Raw genomic sequence first — 18,611 nt, 5'->3', positions numbered from 1 at the left:
AATTTAAATAATGACAAAGGAGGTAATTAAATGGCATACGCAACATTTGCTGGAGGATGCTTTTGGTGCATGGTTAAACCATTCACTTCATATCCAGGTATTGAAAGTGTAGTTTCAGGTTATAGTGGCGGTGACGTAGAGAATCCCACATATGAACAAGTTTGTACGAATGAAACAGGCCATAGAGAAGCTGTACAAATCACTTACAATCCTGAAATTACATCTTTTGAAAATATATTAGATGTTTATTTTAAAACATTTGATCCTACTGATAATAGTGGTCAATTCTTTGATAGAGGCGAAAGCTATGAACCTGCAATCTTTTATCATGATGAGAAACAAAAACAAGCTGCTGAATTAAAAATTCAACAGTTAAATGAACAAGGTATTTTTAAAAAACCTGTCATTACTCCTGTGCTTCCTTATAAGAATTTTTATCCAGCAGAGGATTATCATCAAGATTATTATAAGAAAAACCCTATGCACTACGAACAGTACCAACGTGGATCAGGTAGAAAAGCTTTTATTGAATCGCATTGGGGGTCAAAAAATGATTAAAAAAAATAAAAATGAACTAAATGATATGGAATACTTAGTAACACAAGAAAATGGTACTGAGCCTCCATTTCAAAATGAATACTGGAATCATTTTGATAAAGGAATTTACGTTGATAAAATTTCAGGTAAGCCATTATTTACATCTGAAGAAAAATTTGAGTCCAATTGTGGATGGCCAAGTTTTTCTAAAGCAATTGACGATGATGAAATCATTGAACTCGTTGATAAAACATTTGGTATGGTTAGAACGGAAGTAAGATCTGAAGAAGCAAATAGTCATTTAGGGCATGTGTTTAACGATGGTCCTAAAGAAAGTGGCGGTTTACGATATTGTATTAATTCAGCTGCAATTCAGTTCATACCTTATGAGAAATTAGAAGAGCTTGGATATGGCGATTTAATTCCACATTTTGAAAAATAATAGGAGTGAATAAATATGTTTAAAAAATTATTTGGTAAAGGTAAAGAAGTTAATAAAGAAACTGAAATTTATGCACCACTTACAGGTGAATATGTAAAAATCGAAGATATTCCAGATCCTGTATTTGCACAAAAAATGATGGGTGAAGGTTTTGGTATTAATCCTTCTGAAGGTGAAGTAGTATCACCAATCGAAGGTAAAGTAGATAATGTCTTTCCTACAAAACACGCTATTGGGTTGAAAGCTGATAATGGTCTTGAACTTTTAGTACACATTGGTTTAGATACTGTCCAACTTGATGGTCAAGGCTTTGAAATTTTAGTAAATAGTGGCGATACAGTAAAAGTTGGCGACCCATTATTAAAATTTGATTTAGAATATATCAGAAAAAATGCTAAAGATGTCATCTCACCAATTATTATTACTAATTCAGATCAAACTGAATCAATTCATTTCGATGATGTTCAAGCAGTAGTTAAAGGCGAAACAAAAGTCATTGATGTGACTATGAGCTAATGAAGAATCATTCTTTTTACCAATTTGCACTTACTGTCAGAGGAAGAAAAGATAGTAAAGGCGAATTAGCTGAAGAAATTTTTAATGATTTAGCTTTTCCTAAACATGAAAGCGACTTTAATACACTATCTGATTATATTGAGATGCAAAGTGATATTACAGTACCAATGTCAGTATTTGACGATTTATATGAAGAATATACAGAATGGTTGAAATTTTAATTATTCTTGCTAGGGCGGGACGAGGAAATCTTTTTAACAAAAGATTGATTTCTCTCCCGCTTTATTACTTTAAACTATAAATAGTCTTCTAATTTGCGTTTAACTATAAATAAAGACATACTAGTAATATCTTTTCAAAATAAAGAGTAAATACATATGAAGTAATAGAGGAAGTGTTTGAATGAATCATAATACAGATAAGCATGATGAGCGATTGTCTTCTAATCAAAATGAAGAAGTGTCATCTCCTAAAAAAGTACACTTAAAGATTTGGCAATTTATTCTTATCTTACTGCTAGCTATTATTTTCACTGCAGCATTAACTGTTGCTGCGACGATTGGAATCAATCACAAATTGAGTGGTTTGACTAAAGACGAACGTAAAGAAATGAAAAAAATTGAATACGCCTATAAGACTTTAAATAATGATTATTATAAAAAACAACAATCTAATAAATTAACAGAAGCAGCCATCGACGGTATGGTTAAAGAATTAAAAGATCCATATTCTGAATACATGACTAAAGAAGAAACTAAAAGTTTTAACGAAGATGTTTCAGGTGACTTCGTAGGTATCGGGGCAGAAATGCAGAAGAAAGACAAAGAAATTATGATTACAAGTCCTATTAAAGATTCTCCTGCTGAAAAAGCAGGAATACAACCGAAAGATGTTGTAACTAAAATAAATGGACATTCTGTTGAAGGCAAACCTTTAGATGAAGTAGTCAAAAAGGTGCGTGGTAAAGAAGGTACCACAGTAACACTTACTATTAAACGTGGATCTCAAGAAAAAGATATAGATATTAAACGAAAAAAAATCCATGTCAAAAGCGTAGAATATAAGAAAAAAGATGGTATCGGTATTTTGACCATTAATAAATTCCAAGAAAATACGGCTGGCGAATTAAAAGCTGCAGTACTTAAAGCACATAAAGAAGGTGTTCGCAGTATTGTACTTGATTTACGTAATAATCCGGGTGGCTTATTAGATGAAGCCGTTAAAATGGCTAATATCTTTATCGATAAAGGACAAACTGTTGTTCAACTTGAGAAAGGTAATGATAAAGAATCAATTACGACATCGAATGACGCTTTAAAAGAAGCAAAAGATATGAAAGTGAGCATTTTAGTAAATGAAGGCTCAGCAAGTGCCTCAGAAGTATTTACAGGAGCTCTGAAAGATCATCATAAAGTAAAAGTTTATGGTTCAAAAACGTTTGGTAAAGGTATAGTACAAACAACTCGTGAATTTAGTGATGGTTCATTATTAAAATATACTCAAATGAAATGGTTAACTCCAGATGGCCACTACATTCATGGTAAAGGTATCGAACCAGATGTTAAAATAGCATCTCCTAAGTATCAATCTATTAGTGTCATTCCAACTGATAAAACATATTCAGTAGGAGATAATAATAAAAATGTTAAATCAATTAAGATTGGTTTAAATGCTTTAGGCTATAAAATAAATGACGAATCAAATCAATTTGACTCAGATTTATCTACTAAACTTAAAGCATTTCAATCTGATAATCATTTACCTACTACTGGTAAATTTGATGCTAAAACGAACGACAAATTCACGCAGTTATTAGTTGAAAAATCTAATAAAGAAGATACAGTATTAGATAAATTATTGGATAAACTAAAATAAAGAGGTGTTTTGAAAATGACAATTAGATTAGGTAAAAAAGAAGATATAAATCAAATCGAGACATTAGTTGAAGAAGCAAAACAATTAATGCAAGAACAAGATAATAATCAATGGGATGACAAATATCCTATTGCCGAACATTTTGAAGAAGATATTGATACTGAAACGCTTTATGTATTAGAAGAAGAGAATTCAATTTACGGTTTTATAGTGGTCGACCAACAACAATCAGAATGGTATGATGATTTAGAATGGCCAGTTGATAGAGAAGGTGCTTATGTCATCCACAGATTAGCTGGGTCAAAAAATTATAAAGGTGCAGCTACTGAATTATTTGACTTCGCTGTTCAACTTGCTGAAGATCACGACGTACATGTTATATTAACTGATACGTTTGCGCTTAATAAACCTGCACAAGGCTTATTTGAGAAGTTTGGGTTCGAAAAAGTTGGCGAGGCAGAAATAGACTATCATCCCTTTGATAGAGGTGCACCATTCTATGCATACTATAAAAACATATAAGAATAGAGGTTAATAACTATGACTAAAATAGCATTTACTGGTGGCGGCACAGTCGGACATGTGTCCGTAAATCTAAGTCTCATTCCGACTGCTATTGAAAAAGGTCACACGGCATTTTACATTGGATCTAAAAACGGCATTGAACGTGAAATGATTGAATCTCAATTATCTGAGATTAAATATTATCCAATATCAAGTGGTAAGTTACGTAGATATTTATCTTTTGAAAATGCTAAAGATGTATTCAAAGTATTAAAAGGCGTTCTTGATGCACGTAAAGTATTAAAAAAAGAGAAGCCAGATTTACTATTTTCTAAAGGGGGATTTGTTTCTGTTCCAGTAGTAATAGCCGCTCGTTCATTAAAAATCCCAACAATTATTCATGAGTCAGATTTAACACCTGGTTTAGCAAATAAGATATCTTTAAAATTTGCTAAAAAAATCTACACAACATTCGAGGACACTTTAAATTATCTTCCTAAAGACAAAGCAGATTTTGTAGGTGCAACAATACGTGCAGACTTAAAAGAAGGTAACAAAGAACGTGGTTATCAACTTACAGGCTTTAACAATTCTAAGAAAGTCTTACTTGCAATGGGTGGAAGTTTAGGTAGCAAAAAGTTAAACGATGCGATTCGTGAAAATTTAGAAGCACTGCTTCAAGATTATCAAATCATTCATCTTACAGGTCATGGTTTAATCGATCACTCTATTAATAAGAGTGGATATGTACAATACGAATTTGTGAAAGAGGAACTTACTGACTTACTTGCTATTACGGATACCGTAGTAAGTCGAGCTGGATCAAATGCTATTTATGAATTTTTAACGTTACGTATTCCAATGCTTTTAATCCCATTAGGATTAGATCAATCTCGTGGCGACCAAATAGATAATGCTAAAAACTTTGAATCTAAAGGTTATGGCAGAACAATTCCTGAAGATCAGCTTACTCAAGTTAAACTTTTAGAACAATTAAAAGATATTGAAAATCAACGTGACAGTATCATTAAACAAATGGAAACGTATAATGAAAGTTATACTAGAGAAGATTTGTTTGATAAAATCTTGAACGACGCTTTATAAATACAGGAGGCATACTTGATGAATCGTGCAAAGCGCATTACATTACTCATAGTTTTCACTCTAATCTTTGGAATTATCGCTTTTTTCCATGAATCAAGATTAGGTAAATGGATTGATACAGAAGTATATGAATTTATTTATTCATCAGAAAGTTTTATAACAACTTCAATTTTGCTAGGCGCAACTAAAATTGGAGAAGTGTGGGCCATGGTTTGTTTATCATTAATGTTTGTAGCTTATTTAATGCTTAAACGCTGTAAAATTGAAGCATTATTTTTTGCAATTGTTATGGCACTATCAGGCATTCTAAACCCTGTATTAAAGAACATCTTTGACCGTGAACGTCCAACATTATTACGTTTAATTGATATCAGTGGTTTTAGTTTCCCTAGTGGACATGCCATGGGTTCAACGTCATTTTTCGGAAGTGCAATGTTTATTGCTAATCGAAGTATGTCTGGTTCTAATAAAGGCATTATCATCGGACTATGTGCCTTATTCATTCTGTTAATTTCAATTTCAAGAGTGTATTTAGGCGTGCATTATCCTACTGATGTTATTGCTGGCATTATTGGCGGCGCTTTCTGTATTGTTTTATCAACATTAATTTTGAAGAAACAACTATATCCAACTTCATATTAATATTTTTCATAAGAGAAGCAGAGTATTCATATTTGAAGCCTGTTTCTCTTTTCTTTTTAGGAAAATGAGGTAAGTGAGAAATAACCAAAAAAGAAAGCAGTGAACCTCGGCATTAGATTCACTGCTTTAATTAAAACGTTTAAGCTAATTTTAAAACTTCAACGTTAGTCTTTTACGGGCATATAAAAGGGGAATAACTCGAAAATGATCAACCCTGTAAGAACGAAATATATGTGGGGGGAATTGTCTTAGTCGGTATTGATAATCATTTTCAACTATTATTATACACGACTGATAATCATTGTCAATTAGAAATGTGAAAAATTTAGATTTATTTTGAAGCGTTTAATGTTAAGTCAAAAATTCATCCATCTTACTTTGCTTTAACATACTTGTATGCTTATTTAGAGATATACTATGATAAAATATTACTTATATTATAAAGGGCTAATTGGCCATAATTAGCGGAAATTAATTTTAAATTATTAAACGTATTTGTTAGCTTATTTTCAAAAAAAGAGGTGCAACCATTGACAGATATATTAATAGTAGAGGATGAACAAAATTTAGCTCGATTCCTTGAATTAGAATTAACCCACGATAATTATAACGTGGATATTGAATATGAAGGGCAAGCTGGTTTAAACAAAGCATTAAACAATAGTTATGATTTAATTATTTTAGATTTAATGCTTCCTAATATTAACGGTCTTGAAATATGTCGCCGTGTGCGTCAAGAACAGACTACGCCTATTATTATTATTACAGCCAAAAGTGATACGTATGATAAGGTGACTGGATTAGACTATGGTGCTGATGATTATATTGTAAAACCATTTGAAATAGAAGAGTTATTCGCTAGAATTCGTGCAGTATTACGTCGCCAACCCCAAAAAGATATTATCGACATCAATGGTATTAAAATTGATATCGATGCATTCAAAGTTACCGTTAATGGTGAACAACTTGATTTAACGAAGACAGAATATGATCTATTATACGTATTAGCGACAAACCGTAATCATGTATTACAAAGAGAACAAATTTTAGATCATGTATGGGGGTATGATAGCGAAGTAGAAACGAATGTGGTAGATGTTTATATTCGCTATTTAAGAAATAAATTAAAGCCATTTGGTAAAGAGAAAACAATTGAAACTGTACGTGGTGTAGGGTATGTGATCCGATGATAAAAAAACGTACTTTACAATATAAATGGATGACAATTACGACACTTATTGTGTTTACGACCATCCTTTTATTTTGCTCAATGACTATTTTCTTTCTGAAAGACACATTGCGTAAGGGAGAAATTGATGAAGCCGAGCATAGCTCTAGTGAAATTGTTAATTTAATTCAAACACGCTCTATGGAACATATTTCACCTCTAGATTTAAGTGCATCTTTAGAAAATTTTGAAGAAGTTGTAGTATACAATCAAAATGGTAAAGAAATCATGCATACTTCAAATGAGAGTAGTATGCATATTAAACCACAATTTGATTTAGCAAATATTGAACGCGTAAAAGTTAAAAAGTATAATGGTAGACAATTTCTTATCATGACTGAACCTATTCAAAGTCGTAATTTCCAAGGGTTTATCGTTTTAGTTCATTCACTTGAGGGATATAATAATGTCGTACGTTCCCTTTATATAGTAGCTATTATGTTTGGAGTAGTAGCAACAGTAATTACTGGTGGAATTAGTTATATCATTTCAAGACAAATAACCAAGCCGTTAATAAGAATGTCTAATAAAATGATTCAAATACGACGCGATGGATTCCAAAATAAGTTAGAGCTCAATACTAATTATGAAGAAACCGATAATTTAATTGAAACGTTTAACGATATGATGTTTCAAATTGAAGAGTCATTTAATCAACAACGACAATTTGTAGAAGATGCTTCACATGAATTGCGGACACCGCTTCAAATTATTCAAGGACATTTAAATTTAATTAAGCGTTGGGGAAAAAAAGACCCAGAAGTATTAGAGGAATCATTAAATATTTCATTAGAAGAAATGAATCGTATTACAAAACTCGTGGAAGAGTTATTACTTTTAACGAAAGATAAAGTGAATATACAAGCATTAGAAAGTGAAGACGTTGACATTAACGAAGAAATTCGTTCAAGAGTTAAATCATTACAGCAATTACATCCCGATTATCATTTTGATGTTCATTTAGCAAATAAACCGTTAAACTTGCATATTAATCGCCATCAATTCGAACAATTACTTTTAATTTTTATCGACAATGCGATGAAATATGATAAAGAAAACAAACATATCATTATAAAAACTCAACTTCGAAATAAACAAATAAGTATTGAAATAACAGATCACGGTATGGGTATTCCTAAAGAAGACCAAGAATTTATATTTGATCGCTTTTATCGAGTTGATAAATCGAGAGCTAGAAGCCAAGGAGGTAATGGTCTAGGTCTCTCTATAGCCGAAAAGATTGTGCAACAATATAGTGGCTATATAATGGTTGATAGTAAAGTAAATCAATATACTACTTTTAAAATAATCTTTAAATAATAAAATTGGCTCACTACATTTTAATTAGAAAAATAATCGCAGATGACTAGGATTGAACTATGTTTTGTTCAATCTTAGTCTTTTTTTAATTCAAGACTTTAAAAATAACGTTATCGCTTAAGAAGTTTACTAAACAGTACTCTAGAATAAAGACTCATTTGGAAGAAATTATCTCCAAAAAAAGCTTTAAATGATATAAATTACGATACAAAAAAACCTTTTTTGCAAAACTTATTTTTATTCTTCATCCTTTTACATAATATTCAGTCAATAGGCTTTATCAAAGTGTTAAATAATGCTATGATTATTCTGTAAGCGGTTTAACTATTTTGTGGAGGGTATACTATGGCAAAGGATAACAAGGATGTTACGGAAGCTCCTGTAAACTTTGGTGCAAATTTAGGTCTTATGTTAGATTTATATGATGATTATCTACAAGACCCTTCTTCTGTATCTGATGATTTACAAGTTCTTTTTAGTACAATAAAAAATGGTGAAGCTAATATCGAGGCTAAACCTACCACAAAAGGGAGTGGTTCTTCAGCGGATGATAGTACTATCAAACGTATCATGCGCTTAATCGATAATATTAGACAATATGGTCACCTTAAGGCCGATATTTACCCTGTAAATGCTCCTGAAAGAACTAATGTTCCTAAATTAACTATTGAGGATTTTAATTTAGATAAAGCAACATTAGAACAAATTTCTGCTGGCATTGTTTCTGAACATTTTAGTGATATTTATGACAATGCATATGAAGCAATTGAGCGTATGGAAAAGCGCTATAAGGGACCTATTGCATTCGAATATAACCATATTAACAACAATAAAGAGCGTACATGGTTAAAACGTCGAATTGAAACACCTTATAAAGCAAATATTAATAATGATGAAAAGAAAAAATTATTCGAAACACTAGCACATGTTGAAGGCTTTGAAAAGTATCTACATAAAAACTTCGTAGGGGCAAAACGTTTCTCAATCGAAGGTGTAGACACATTAGTGCCTATGTTACAACATACTCTAAAACGTGCTGCAGAAGTAGAAATTCAGAATATTCAAATCGGCATGGCCCATCGTGGACGTTTAAATGTCTTAACTCATGTATTAGAAAAACCATACGAAATGATGATTTCAGAATTCATGCACACTGATCCAATGAAGTTTTTACCTGAAGATGGAAGCTTAGAATTAACTTCTGGTTGGACAGGTGACGTTAAATATCACTTAGGTGGCGTTAAAACAACTTCTTCTTATGGTATAGAACAACGCATTTCACTTGCAAACAACCCAAGTCATTTAGAAATTGTAGCGCCAGTTGTTATTGGAAAAACACGTGCTGCTCAAGATGATACTCATCATAATGGTGGTCCTTCTACTGACTTCCATAAAGCTATGCCTATCATAGTCCATGGTGATGCAGCTTACCCAGGTCAAGGTATCAATTTCGAAACAATGAATTTAAGTAATTTAGATGGCTATTCTACAGGAGGCGCCTTACATATCATTACGAATAACCGTATTGGTTTTACAACTGAACCAGTTGATGGTCGTTCTACAACATATTCTTCTGATATTGCTAAAGGTTATGATGTGCCTATCTTACATGTTAATGCTGATAATGTAGAAGCAACAATTGAAGCAATTGATATCGCAATGGATTTCAGAAAAGAATTCCACAAAGACTTCGTAATTGATTTAGTAGGTTATCGTCGTTACGGGCATAACGAAATGGATGAACCATCAATTACAAACCCTGTTCCATATCAAAATATTCGTAAACATGATTCTGTTGAAATTATTTATGGTAACAAACTAGTAGATGAAGGCGTTATTAACAAAGAGCAAATGAATGAAATTATGGATAATGTCCAAAAATCTATGCGTTCAGCTCAAGATAAAATTGATAAAGCCGATAAAATGGATAATCCTGATATGGAAAAACCTGAATCTTTACAACAACCTTTACAAAGCGATGATAAGGACTTCACATTCGATCATCTGAAAGAAATTAATGATGCGATGTTAACTTATCCAGAAGATTTCCATGTGTTGAAAAAGCTAGATAAAGTGCTTGAAAAACGTAGAGAACCATTCGAAAAAGAAGACGGTTTAGTGGATTGGGCACAAGCAGAACAACTTGCATTTGCAACAATTGTTCAAGACGGTATCTCAGTTCGTTTAACTGGACAAGACAGTGAAAGAGGTACATTTAGTCATAGACATGCTGTTTTACATGATGAGGAAAATGGAGATGTTTACACACCTTTACATCATGTTCCTGATCAAAAAGCTACATTTGAAGTTCACAATAGTCCATTATCTGAAGCAGCTGTTGTTGGCTTTGAATATGGCTACAACGTTGAGAACAAAGAAAGCATGAATATTTGGGAAGCTCAATATGGTGACTTCTCGAACATGGCTCAAATGATATTTGATAACTTCATGTCTTCTGGCCGTGCTAAATGGGGTGAAAGAACCGGTTTAACACTATTCTTACCACATGCGTTTGAAGGTCAAGGTGCTGAGCACTCTTCAGCACGACTTGAAAGATTTTTACAATTAGCAGCTGAAAATAATAGTACAGTGGTTAACTTATCAAGTTCAAGTAACTACTTCCATTTATTAAGAGCACAAGCTAAAAGTTTAGGCACAGAAGCTATGAGACCTTTAATTATTATGTCACCAAAAAGCTTGTTGAGAAACAAAACTGTTGCTCAACCAATTGAAAAATTTACATCTGGTGGATTTAAACCAATCCTTGTAGATGAAGCTGAAAAAGATAAAGTGACTAAAGTTATTCTAGCTTCAGGAAAAATGTTTATTGATTTAAAAGAACATTTAGCTAAAAATCCTAACGAATCTATTTTACTAGTGGCTGTGGAAAGATTATATCCATTCCCTGAAGAAGAAATTAGAGAAGTATTAAATGGATTACCTAATCTTGAAACTGTTTCATGGGTTCAAGAAGAACCTAAAAACCAAGGTGCTTGGTTATTTGTATATCCATACTTAAAATCTCTTGTAGGTAATGAATATAATTTAAGTTATCATGGCAGAATTCAACGTGCAGCACCAGCTGAAGGTGATGGAGAAATTCATAAACTTGTTCAAAATAAAATTATTGAAAGTAGCACTCAAAATAACTAGGGGGAAATAATATGGCAGAGGTAAAAGTTCCAGAATTAGCAGAATCTATTACAGAGGGTACTATTGCAGAATGGTTAAAAAACGTAGGTGACAGCGTTGAAAAAGGTGAAGCCATTCTTGAATTAGAAACTGATAAAGTTAATGTTGAAGTTGTATCTGAAGAAGAAGGTGTTCTACAAGAACAACTTGCTTCTGAAGGCGATACAGTTGAAGTAGGTCAAGTTATTGCAACAGTTGGAGAAGGTAGCGGAAATAACGCTTCTAGCAGCAGTAATGAACAATCGACTGAAGATCAAAAAGATGAAAACGTTGAGAAAAACGAAGGTAAAGAAACAGAAGCACCTTCAACTAGCTTAAATGAATCAGAACAATCTTCATCTAATAACCAGCGTGTTAATGCAACACCATCTGCACGTCGTCATGCTCGTGAGAACGGTGTAGATTTAAGTTCAGTTTCTGGTAAAGGTAATGATGTAGTACGTAAAGAAGATGTTGATAATAGCCAAAAAGCAAGTCAATCTCAAGCTACTCAATCTTCACAAGATAGTAAACCACAAGAAACTAAAAAATCATCAAGCACACCAAATAAACCAGTTATTCGTGAAAAAATGTCACGTAGAAAGAAAACAGCTGCTAAAAAATTATTAGAAGTATCTAATAACACAGCAATGTTAACTACATTTAATGAAGTAGACATGACAAATGTTATGGAACTACGTAAACGTAAAAAAGAACAATTTATCAAAGATCATGATGGTACAAAATTAGGCTTTATGTCATTCTTCACTAAAGCAGCTGTGGCAGCATTGAAGAAATATCCAGAAGTAAACGCTGAAATTGATGGCGACGATATGATTACTAAACAATATTATGATATCGGCGTAGCCGTTTCAACTGACGATGGTTTATTAGTACCATTTGTAAGAGATTGCGATAAAAAGAACTTTGCTGAAATTGAAAGAGCAATCGCTGACTTAGCAGTAAAAGCACGTGAGAAAAAACTTGGTTTAGATGACATGGTTAATGGCTCATTCACAATCACTAATGGTGGTATCTTCGGTTCAATGATGAGTACACCAATTATCAATGGTAATCAAGCTGCTATTTTAGGTATGCACTCAATTATCACTCGTCCAATCGCGATTGATAAAGACACAATTGAGAACAGACCAATGATGTATATTGCATTAAGTTACGACCACAGAATTATCGACGGTAAAGAAGCAGTAGGATTCTTAAAAACAATTAAAGAACTTATCGAAAGTCCAGAAGATCTATTACTAGAAAGCTAATCACAAAGGAATACAACCTCGTAAATATTTAATACAACGGCGTTTATCGTCGTTGTATTTTTTTGGTTGGAAGAGGCGAAAATCATTAGAGACGTCACTTGAGCTTATTTAAGTTAAAATAGGCTTGTTTAATTAAGGTGCAGCATTTTTACGTCAATAAGCGTATTACTCTGATTTATAATAATCATGGCATTAAAGGTTAAATGAAAGGTCTGTCAAAGCATAAGAACGTTAATAAATTCAAAGTATATAAGTGCAAATAAAGACATAGAATGTGACTATTTAAAAAATATATACTTGCAAGTAAATCAATTCATTAATTGTAGTAATCATATATTTTTGATTGCATATTAAAATGTAATCAATGTTGATAATTCTCGAAAACATCTAAAAAACGAACTTATCTACCAAAAACTCTAACCAAATAAATATATACTTTTTATAAAAATAAACTCCCCTCTCTATATTTTAAAGGGTAGGGGAGTGGTAAAATGCTGAATTTATATTTTCTAATGATTTTAAATTATCGAACTAAATATGTTTAATTAATATATAAAGTTCGTCTTAATAGTAAACGATATAAATAGTAATCTCCAATAGTTCATCATATAATTCGCATGAAAAATACGTTATAATAATTGAGAAAAGATAAATATAGGGGTGTCAGTTAATGAGCGGACTTAGAAGTGTCACATTAGGGACAAGTGATCTTTCTAACACAAAGAAATTATTTAAAGATATCTTAGGTCTTAATGTTGCATCTAAAAATCAAGCTTTACGATTTGGTGATGCAGATTTAAGCCCAGGAACTCGTATACATTTTGTTGAAGTTCCAAATGAAACATATCAAAACCAACACATTTCTAGTGTAGGATTAAGAACTCCATCTGATGCAGGTCTTGAAGAATATCAACAAATCTTAAAAGATAACGATATTGAATATAGTTCAATAACCGAGTTAAACGGCAACAAACATTTTAGTTTCAAAGACACTAATCAACAAATTTTTGATATTTATTCAAATGAGCACAATACTGGAATTGGCTTAGGTACGCCGACATTTGAAAGTTCAGTTAATCCACTTCATCAATTACAAGGTCTAGGGCCAATCATTATTAAAGTAAATGAAATGCCTGTGACAGCTTCTATTTTTAAAAATGTATTCAATTTAGTACATTATGCAGAATATGAATCTACTGAGTTTCCAAACCAAGTTATTCAAGTATTTAAAATCGGTGAAGGTGGTCTAGGCGGCGAAATCCACTTATATCAACCTAAAGAAGAAATAGAAATGGTTGAGGAAGGTATCGTTGAACAAGTTGAATTTAGCGCTAATTCATCTGAGGATTTTGAAAATGCTAAAAAAGAGTTAGATGAAATTGGAATCCCTTATCAAATGTTAAATCAAGGTGATGCTAAATCAATTCGTATCACTGAAAATAGTGGCATCTCATTCATTTATACTTTAGAAAAATAAATTATACTAGTTCATTATTGGAGGAATATATATGGCTATGTTACATGAAACATGGAAAGAGCGTACACCAATTAAAAAAGTTGAAGTTACTAATACAGATGCTAAGAAATTTACAGTTTCTGACATGTTAACTATCGGCAAACAATATGATGTAATTAATGAAACTGAAGAATATTATCAAATTATTGATAATTCTGGTTTAGTTGGTGGTTATTACAAAGATTATTTTAAAGAAATTTAAGACTGCCAATCATTTTTAAACATGTTGTTCAATTTAAGACTCGGGAGTTAAAAAAAGACTCCTTAGTCTATTTTTTCATTTTTAAAGAAAGAAGGAGTTTAAATTATTATGGTACAAAATCAATATATCAATTCTGATGAATCTGTATTTAATGATGCAAAAGCATTATTTAAATTAAATAAAAATATCTTACTTAAAGGCCCAACTGGTTCTGGTAAAACGAAATTAGCGGAAACTTTAAGTGAAACGGTTAATACGCCTATGCATCAAGTTAACTGTTCTGTGGATTTAGATGCTGAAAGTTTATTAGGATTTAAAACAATTAAAACAAACGATGAAGGTCGCCAAGAAATTGTCTTTATTGATGGTCCTGTTATTAAAGCAATGCGTGAAGGTCATATCTTATATATCGATGAAATTAATATGGCTAAACCTGAAACATTACCAATTTTAAACGGTGTATTAGATTATCGTCGTCAACTCACTAATCCATTCACTGGAGAGGTAATTAAAGCTGCGCCTGGTTTCAATGTTATTGCTGCTATTAACGAAGGGTATGTAGGCACATTACCAATGAACGAAGCGCTTAAAAACCGTTTTGTTGTAATTCAAGTAGATTACATTGATGGTGACATCTTAAAAGAAGTTATTAAACACCAAAGTAATTTGCAGGATGATAAAATCATTGAACAAATTATTAAATTCAATGAAGATTTACGTACAATGTCTAAACAAGGTCAAATTTCGGAAGAGGCAGCTAGTATTCGTGCACTTATTGACTTAAGTGATTTAATTACCGTGATGCCTATTGAACGTGCGATTCAACGAACAATTATTGATAAATTGGAAGACGAACGTGAACAACAAGCGATTAAAAATGCAATTGAACTAAACTTTTAGAGAGGGATTAATATGAGTGATCGTTTTATAAAATTTAATGATGAGCAACTCGATGCTAAACAAGTCATGATGTTACAAGACTTAGCGCGCTTACTTCTAAAAAACGAACAAACACAAGTTAAAATTCAAAAATTCCCTTTTTATGATCCGATTAATAATACACTTATCACTAGTTGGTTTTGGTCTCATCGTCCTGCTGAAATTGAAAATGCAGGTTTAAAAACGGATGTAATGTTAGCTGCATATGGCTATCAAATGATGGATGAAAAAATTGTGAATGAAGTACTTCATGAAGATGAGTTTGAACATCCTAAGTTTTATCATCAACTCTTCCGTCTTTTAGAAGATATGCGTGTTTTTAACCACATCCGTAATGAACGACCAAGTACAGCTAAACTCATTGATTTACGTCTGCAAACACGTTTATCTTATACTGAATCGCAAATTACTTTTTATAAAACTAAGACGGTTTATACTGACTTACTATTTTTATATTTAGAACGTGCATTTTTAAGTCAAAATTTCTTTGATATTCCAATGATGCATCCACAATTTGATGATATTTTAAATCATATGTTCCAGTATTTGCCTAACTTTTTCCAAAATGAAACTTCTGAAGATAATATGTATTTAGCGCAACGCATTATGTTTCAAATTGATGATATGTTAAGTAAAGACATGCTAAATGAATATTATTATCTTCCTAGACGAGTTTATGAAGCGATACATGAATTAGCATATGAGGATATTAAACGTACCGATGCCAGCAATGTAGACGGTCATGACAATACGAGTGAGGATACTGATGCTGAAACTGCTGAAGCTGAAACGAATGCCCAGGATAGCAAGTCTGAGGGTGGCGCTTACTTGGAAATGGAATTGCATGAAGGTGAAAACAGTGATGTTTTAAGTGATAATGATACGGCGCGTGAAGGCGATTCTACTGATGACATGACAGATATGATGACTAAAAAAGGACGTGGATCTGATACTACGCTTAATAATGATGAAGGTGGTTCAATTGGTCAAAATCCTTCATTTGCCCTTAAAGGTATTAATGAAAACGTCGAAATCAAATGGAATGTGCCTGATATTGAAACAGAATATCTTTTAGAATATCAAAATGTGAAGAATGATGTTCAATTTGAAACAAAAGACTTAATCCAAATTATTAAGAAAACAATTGATCGTGAGCATGTTGATGAACGTCACAATCTTACAAAAGGACGTTTACAACGTGATTTAATCAATTGGTTTATTGATGATCAATATAAATTATTTTATAAAAAACAAGATTTAAGTAAAACATTTGATGCTACATTTACATTATTAATTGATGTTTCTGCAAGTATGTTTGATAAAATGGATGAAACAATTAAAGGTGTTGTATTATTCCACGAGACGCTCAAATCATTGAATGTTAAACATGAAATACTTGCTTTTAATGAAGATGCATTTGATTCAGATGATAATAAACAGCCTAATATCATTGATGAGATTGTTCATTATGATTATTCAACTATGGATAAAAGTGGTCCGCGTATTATGTCATTACATCCTCAAGATGATAATCGTGACGGGGTAGCAATACGAATAGCTAGTGAACGCTTATTAAGACGTAGTCATAATCAACGTTTCTTAATTGTCTTTTCAGATGGTGAGCCATCAGCATTTAATTATGCACAGGATGGTATTTTAGATACGTATGAAGCTGTTGAAATGGCTCGTAAATATGGGATAGAAGTATTCAATGTATTTTTAAGTCAAGATACGATTACAGAAGATATAGAACAAACTATCCATAATATTTACGGTCAATATGCGTTGTTTGTAGAGGGAGTAGAGAATCTGCCAGCTCATTTATCTCCATTACTTAAAAAATTATTACTAAAATCTTTTTAAAAATAAAATTAATAATCAGAAAATATAATTAATGTTTTTAAATTTTCTGAATTTACATAGACTTGCAAATCCTTTTTATGGTAGAATGTTAACTATTGCACATATATACATAAAAAGGAGCAATTCTATGAATAGAAATACCTGGATAATGGGATTCATGCTATTTGCCATGTTTTTTGGTGCTGGTAATCTCATTTTTCCTCCTAAATTAGGGCAGGATAGTGGTCAATATTTTTGGTGGGCAATGATTCCTTTCTGCTTAACAGGCATAGGTTTGCCTTTGCTAGGCGTAATTGTAGGAGCCTTTGATAATAGAGGTTACATAGGTTCACTCAGTAAAATTTCGCCTAAATTCTCTATGATTTTTTTAATTATTATTTATTTAACTATCGGGCCTCTTTTCGCGATACCACGTACCGGTTCCACAGCGTTTGAAATGACAGTGACGCCAATTGCACACACTAATAGTAATGTGGCATTATTCATATTTACTCTCATTTACTTTTTAATTGTCTTGTATTTATGCATCAACCCGAATAAGATAGTAGATCGTATTGGTTCACTACTTACGCCATTGTTATTAATTACAATTTTAGCAATGATTATTAAAGGATTTGTAGATTTTGGAAGTAATAGTCATTCAAACGGAGACGCCGATGTATATACATCTACATTAAGTAGCTTTACTAAAGGTTTTACAGAAGGTTATTTAACTATGGATGCTATCGCTTCAATCGCATTTTCAATGATTGTTGTTAATGCCATTAAATCTACAGGGGAAAGTCAAAGAAATAATATCTTTAAACAAACAGTTATGGCAGGTCTTATTGCAGCCGTAGCATTAATATTTATTTATGTTTCGTTAGGTTATATAGGTAACCATATGTTGATAAATCATCAGACGCTTGATAACTTAGCTGCTAAAAACCAAAATATTGGTGCATACTTATTAACCAATATGGCAACTCAAGGATTCGGTATTTTTGGAAAATATTTACTAGGTATTATCGTAGCATTAGCTTGTCTAACTACCGCATGTGGATTAATTGTTTCTGTAAGTCAATATTTCCATAGTTTATATCCAAAAATCTCATATAAAATTTACGCCGTTATATTTACTCTAATAAGTTTTGTATTAGCAAATCTCGGACTAAATTCAGTTATCTCTATGTCAGTCCCGGTATTAAGTATTATTTATCCAATTGCAATTACGGTAATTTTATTAATTTTAATTGCTCAATTTATTCCAACCAAACCGATTGCTCAACAGATTCCTATTATCGTAGTAAGTTGTATTTCTGTATTAAGCACTATTTCATCAAATGGTTGGGTCAAGATTGCATTTATAAATGAACTACCTTTAAAACAAGTTGCCTTAGAATGGTTACCAATTGCAATTATTGCTACTATTATAAGCTACATTATTTCTATATTTGTAAAACAAGATTATATTCAATATCAAAATGATAAGTAATACT

17 protein-coding genes and 1 pseudogene are annotated in these 18,611 nt (G+C 32.0%); all 18 read left to right on the top strand.

Features of this window, described 5'->3' with window-relative positions; translation table 11 throughout:
• The first annotated feature begins 30 nt into the window (after nucleotides 1-30).
• Nucleotides 31-558, top strand: coding sequence for a peptide-methionine (S)-S-oxide reductase MsrA (gene msrA, locus LIX58_RS10295; protein WP_154836814.1), 528 nt, complete (start codon nucleotides 31-33; stop codon nucleotides 556-558).
• A complete protein-coding gene (msrB, locus tag LIX58_RS10290; RefSeq protein WP_154836812.1) occupies nucleotides 551-979 on the top strand; it encodes a peptide-methionine (R)-S-oxide reductase MsrB in 429 nt (142 codons plus the stop codon). The genes msrA and msrB overlap by 8 nt, the downstream gene beginning before the upstream one ends.
• A 15-nt stretch (nucleotides 980-994) precedes the next feature.
• Complete coding sequence (locus LIX58_RS10285; RefSeq protein WP_126566867.1) at nucleotides 995-1,495, top strand: PTS glucose transporter subunit IIA; 501 nt, start codon at nucleotides 995-997, stop codon at nucleotides 1,493-1,495.
• Nucleotides 1,495-1,716, top strand: a complete 222-nt coding sequence (locus tag LIX58_RS10280; RefSeq protein ID WP_103298404.1) for a YozE family protein — start codon at nucleotides 1,495-1,497, stop codon at nucleotides 1,714-1,716. The genes LIX58_RS10285 and LIX58_RS10280 overlap by 1 nt, the downstream gene beginning before the upstream one ends.
• Before the next feature lie 181 nt (nucleotides 1,717-1,897).
• Nucleotides 1,898-3,370, top strand: coding sequence for a S41 family peptidase (locus LIX58_RS10275; RefSeq protein ID WP_154836811.1), 1,473 nt, complete (start codon nucleotides 1,898-1,900; stop codon nucleotides 3,368-3,370).
• A 15-nt stretch (nucleotides 3,371-3,385) separates the two neighbouring features.
• The gene (locus LIX58_RS10270; RefSeq protein ID WP_126566865.1) at nucleotides 3,386-3,892 is read left to right on the top strand and encodes a GNAT family N-acetyltransferase; all 507 of its coding nucleotides are present in this window, start codon (nucleotides 3,386-3,388) and stop codon (nucleotides 3,890-3,892) included.
• A gap of 18 nt (nucleotides 3,893-3,910) precedes the next feature.
• On the top strand, nucleotides 3,911-4,978 hold the full coding sequence (locus tag LIX58_RS10265) for an undecaprenyldiphospho-muramoylpentapeptide beta-N-acetylglucosaminyltransferase (protein ID WP_226386313.1): 1,068 nt from the start codon (nucleotides 3,911-3,913) through the stop codon (nucleotides 4,976-4,978).
• Between the two features lie 18 nt (nucleotides 4,979-4,996).
• Nucleotides 4,997-5,620, top strand: coding sequence for a phosphatase PAP2 family protein (locus tag LIX58_RS10260; RefSeq protein WP_126566863.1), 624 nt, complete (start codon nucleotides 4,997-4,999; stop codon nucleotides 5,618-5,620).
• 204 nt (nucleotides 5,621-5,824) lie between these two features.
• Nucleotides 5,825-5,934: pseudogene (locus tag LIX58_RS10255) on the top strand (hypothetical protein); the annotation flags it as partial.
• A gap of 216 nt (nucleotides 5,935-6,150) precedes the next feature.
• Nucleotides 6,151-6,810 (top strand): response regulator transcription factor, encoded by a 660-nt coding sequence (locus LIX58_RS10250; RefSeq protein ID WP_226386312.1) that lies wholly within the window; start codon nucleotides 6,151-6,153, stop codon nucleotides 6,808-6,810.
• Entirely contained in the window at nucleotides 6,807-8,168 is a 1,362-nt protein-coding gene (locus LIX58_RS10245; RefSeq protein ID WP_154836806.1) for a HAMP domain-containing histidine kinase, read from the top strand. The genes LIX58_RS10250 and LIX58_RS10245 overlap by 4 nt, the downstream gene beginning before the upstream one ends.
• A gap of 345 nt (nucleotides 8,169-8,513) precedes the next feature.
• Nucleotides 8,514-11,321, top strand: coding sequence for a 2-oxoglutarate dehydrogenase E1 component (locus LIX58_RS10240; RefSeq protein ID WP_154836804.1), 2,808 nt, complete (start codon nucleotides 8,514-8,516; stop codon nucleotides 11,319-11,321).
• A gap of 11 nt (nucleotides 11,322-11,332) precedes the next feature.
• Nucleotides 11,333-12,613: a dihydrolipoyllysine-residue succinyltransferase gene (gene sucB, locus LIX58_RS10235; RefSeq protein WP_126566859.1), complete on the top strand. Its 1,281-nt coding sequence runs from the start codon at nucleotides 11,333-11,335 to the stop codon at nucleotides 12,611-12,613.
• A gap of 670 nt (nucleotides 12,614-13,283) precedes the next feature.
• On the top strand, nucleotides 13,284-14,090 hold the full coding sequence (locus LIX58_RS10230) for a VOC family protein (protein WP_154836802.1): 807 nt from the start codon (nucleotides 13,284-13,286) through the stop codon (nucleotides 14,088-14,090).
• A 37-nt stretch (nucleotides 14,091-14,127) separates the two neighbouring features.
• On the top strand, nucleotides 14,128-14,331 hold the full coding sequence (locus LIX58_RS10225) for a DUF6501 family protein (RefSeq protein WP_126567128.1): 204 nt from the start codon (nucleotides 14,128-14,130) through the stop codon (nucleotides 14,329-14,331).
• 108 nt (nucleotides 14,332-14,439) lie between these two features.
• Complete coding sequence (locus tag LIX58_RS10220) at nucleotides 14,440-15,231, top strand: AAA family ATPase (protein ID WP_154836800.1); 792 nt, start codon at nucleotides 14,440-14,442, stop codon at nucleotides 15,229-15,231.
• A gap of 12 nt (nucleotides 15,232-15,243) precedes the next feature.
• The gene (locus LIX58_RS10215) at nucleotides 15,244-17,133 is read left to right on the top strand and encodes a vWA domain-containing protein (RefSeq protein WP_154836797.1); all 1,890 of its coding nucleotides are present in this window, start codon (nucleotides 15,244-15,246) and stop codon (nucleotides 17,131-17,133) included.
• Between the two features lie 127 nt (nucleotides 17,134-17,260).
• Nucleotides 17,261-18,607 carry a branched-chain amino acid-like transporter carrier protein BrnQ3 gene (gene brnQ3 / locus LIX58_RS10210; protein ID WP_154836795.1) on the top strand — a complete coding sequence of 449 codons (1,347 nt, stop codon included), beginning with the start codon at nucleotides 17,261-17,263 and terminating at the stop codon, nucleotides 18,605-18,607.
• The last annotated feature ends 4 nt before the right edge of the window (nucleotides 18,608-18,611 follow it).

It is taken from the genome of Staphylococcus sp. Marseille-Q1834 (assembly GCF_916858875.1).
GTDB lineage: Bacteria > Bacillota > Bacilli > Staphylococcales > Staphylococcaceae > Staphylococcus > Staphylococcus pragensis.
Note: the sequence above shows the minus strand (reverse complement) of the source record. Positions and strands in the feature narration are given on the sequence as shown.

Coding starts and splice junctions, on each gene's coding strand:
- msrA (WP_154836814.1), top strand. CDS start 31: ATGGCATACGCAACATTTGCTGGAGGATGCTTTTGGTGCATGGTTAAA.
- msrB (WP_154836812.1), top strand. CDS start 551: ATGATTAAAAAAAATAAAAATGAACTAAATGATATGGAATACTTAGTA.
- LIX58_RS10285 (WP_126566867.1), top strand. CDS start 995: ATGTTTAAAAAATTATTTGGTAAAGGTAAAGAAGTTAATAAAGAAACT.
- LIX58_RS10280 (WP_103298404.1), top strand. CDS start 1,495: ATGAAGAATCATTCTTTTTACCAATTTGCACTTACTGTCAGAGGAAGA.
- LIX58_RS10275 (WP_154836811.1), top strand. CDS start 1,898: ATGAATCATAATACAGATAAGCATGATGAGCGATTGTCTTCTAATCAA.
- LIX58_RS10270 (WP_126566865.1), top strand. CDS start 3,386: ATGACAATTAGATTAGGTAAAAAAGAAGATATAAATCAAATCGAGACA.
- LIX58_RS10265 (WP_226386313.1), top strand. CDS start 3,911: ATGACTAAAATAGCATTTACTGGTGGCGGCACAGTCGGACATGTGTCC.
- LIX58_RS10260 (WP_126566863.1), top strand. CDS start 4,997: ATGAATCGTGCAAAGCGCATTACATTACTCATAGTTTTCACTCTAATC.
- LIX58_RS10245 (WP_154836806.1), top strand. CDS start 6,807: ATGATAAAAAAACGTACTTTACAATATAAATGGATGACAATTACGACA.
- LIX58_RS10240 (WP_154836804.1), top strand. CDS start 8,514: ATGGCAAAGGATAACAAGGATGTTACGGAAGCTCCTGTAAACTTTGGT.
- sucB (WP_126566859.1), top strand. CDS start 11,333: ATGGCAGAGGTAAAAGTTCCAGAATTAGCAGAATCTATTACAGAGGGT.
- LIX58_RS10230 (WP_154836802.1), top strand. CDS start 13,284: ATGAGCGGACTTAGAAGTGTCACATTAGGGACAAGTGATCTTTCTAAC.
- LIX58_RS10225 (WP_126567128.1), top strand. CDS start 14,128: ATGTTACATGAAACATGGAAAGAGCGTACACCAATTAAAAAAGTTGAA.
- LIX58_RS10220 (WP_154836800.1), top strand. CDS start 14,440: ATGGTACAAAATCAATATATCAATTCTGATGAATCTGTATTTAATGAT.
- LIX58_RS10215 (WP_154836797.1), top strand. CDS start 15,244: ATGAGTGATCGTTTTATAAAATTTAATGATGAGCAACTCGATGCTAAA.
- brnQ3 (WP_154836795.1), top strand. CDS start 17,261: ATGAATAGAAATACCTGGATAATGGGATTCATGCTATTTGCCATGTTT.